This window comes from Frankia sp. CcWB2 (assembly GCF_977927585.1).
This window is the reverse complement of the sequence record NZ_CDWRCM010000224.1, coordinates 1-1,922: the sequence shown is the minus strand read 5'-3', so window position 1 is coordinate 1,922 and position 1,922 is coordinate 1. Positions and strand designations below refer to the sequence as shown.

The window sequence follows — 1,922 nt, the reverse complement described above, 5'->3', positions numbered from 1 at the left end:
CGGATCCGACTGCGACAATGGTCGATGTGTTGAGCTACGCGGTCCGCGGGCTCACCCGGCGGCACGGGACGGGTGAGCATGCCGTTCTCGCCAATGATCGGATCGATCTCGACGTCCGGCAGGGCGAGGTGTTCGGGGTGCTCGGGCCGAACGGCGCCGGGAAGACCACGCTGGTCCGCCAGTTGATGGGTCTGCTGCGGCCGGACGCGGGCACGATTACCCTTTTTGGCCGCGACGTGCTGGCCGCCCGCGGTCTGCCGGCCCGGCTCGCCGCCTACCTGGGTCAGGATGATCTCGCGCTGGCCGAGCTGCCGGTCGCCACGGCCGTGGCGACCACCGCCCGCATGCGCGGCGTCCCCCGCTCCGCCGTGCGGGCGGTCCGTGACGCCGTGCTCGGCGAGCTTGGTCTGGAGGCGGTGGCGCATCGCCCGCTGTCGAAGCTGTCCGGTGGGCAACGCCGGCTGGCGTGTGTCGCCACCACCCTGGTGGGGGACCGGCCGATGCTCGTCCTCGACGAGCCAACCACCGGCCTCGACCCCGTCGCCCGGCGGGCCGTGTGGTCGGCGCTGCAACGTCGCCGGGACACCGTCGGTGTCACCGTCGTGCTGATCACGCACAACGTCCTCGAGGCGGAGTCGGTGCTCGACCGGGTCGCCGTCCTGGACGCCGGGCGGGTGATCGCCTGCGACACTCCGGGCCAGCTCAAGGCATCGTTGTCCGGTGACGTCCGGCTCGACCTCGCGTGGCGCCACGACCCGCCCGCGGACGATCCCACCGTCGCGACGTTGGCCGCGCTCGCCGTGGTCAACGGACGGCGGTGGACCATCCGGTTGGCTCCGGCCGCGGCCCGTGACGCCCTCGGCCGGTTGACCGCCGGCCCGGCGTTCGCCGCGCTGGACGATTTCAGTCTCGCCACTCCCTCGCTGGAGGACGTGTACCTCACCCTCGGCGGCGGGTCGCGGGACCTGGAGCGCGCATGATCGTGATTTTCCGGTGACCGTCGTTCCGGACGCGCTCGGGGCATCCGGTGGCGGGGCATCCGGGGTGCCGGCGCCATCGGTCGTGGATGGCCGCCCGCTTCCCGCCACGCGGCCGGCGCCGGCCTCCGCCCCGCCGAGCAGCGCCCCGCTGGCCCCGCCGCAGCTGCCGCCGTTGACGTCGTTTCGCACCGCGTTCGGTGCGGTCTACCGCGGGCAGCTCGCCCGCTCCAAGGTGGGACGGATCCCGCTGCTGTTCGTCGCGTCGTTCCAGTCGGTCGGGATCCTCGTGCTGCTGCGCGGGATTCTCGACGTCGGCGACACCACGGCCGCCGGGCAGGTCGTGGCGGGTTCCACGGTGCTCGTGGTCGCCTTCGTCGCGTTGAACCTGCTGGCCCAGCGGTTCGGGGCGCTGCGGGCGTCCGGTGCCCTGGACTACTACCTCACGTTGCCGGTGCCCGGCGTCGCGGTGGTGCTGGGCACGGCGGCCTCATATGCGACCTTCGCGGCGCCCGGCACCGTCGTCACCGCGGTGCTGGGGGCGCTGCTCTACGGGCTGCCGCTGTCTGGCCTGTGGCTGCTGCTGCCTGTCGTGGCCCTCGCCGGGATCTGCCTGTCCGGGCTCGGGGCGGCGGTCGGCCTGCTCGCTCCTCGGTCGGAGCTCGCGACCGTCGCCGGCCAGCTCGGAATGAGCATCGTGCTGTTTTTCGGTGTGATCCCCTCCGGCCGGCTGCCCGAGGTCGGCCGCTGGGCGCGGGACGCGTTGCCCAGCAGCTACGCGGTGGACGCCCTCGCGGCCGCCTTCCAACCCGGCGTCGACTGGGCGAAGGTGGTCCTCGACCTCGGGATCTGCGCCGCCGTCGGGGTGGTGACGCTGTCTGTCGCGGCGGTGGCGCTGCGCCGTGTCGGCACGTCCTGAGGGCGTCATAGTTAGCAGGACGTAGT

Annotated in this window: 2 protein-coding genes; both read left to right on the top strand. The window is 73.2% G+C overall.

The annotated features are described in order from the left end of the window. Nucleotides 1-17 precede the first annotated feature (17 nt). Nucleotides 18-980, top strand: a complete 963-nt coding sequence (locus tag ACY45C_RS18800) for an ABC transporter ATP-binding protein (protein ID WP_462188896.1) — start codon at nucleotides 18-20, stop codon at nucleotides 978-980. A gap of 13 nt (nucleotides 981-993) precedes the next feature. Continuing rightward, complete coding sequence (locus ACY45C_RS18795) at nucleotides 994-1,896, top strand: ABC transporter permease (protein WP_462188888.1); 903 nt, start codon at nucleotides 994-996, stop codon at nucleotides 1,894-1,896. The last annotated feature ends 26 nt before the right edge of the window (nucleotides 1,897-1,922 follow it).

Excerpts from the sequence above, each read along its gene's own strand:
- ACY45C_RS18800 (WP_462188896.1), top strand. The coding sequence starts at position 18 with ATGGTCGATGTGTTGAGCTACGCGGTCCGCGGGCTCACCCGGCGGCAC.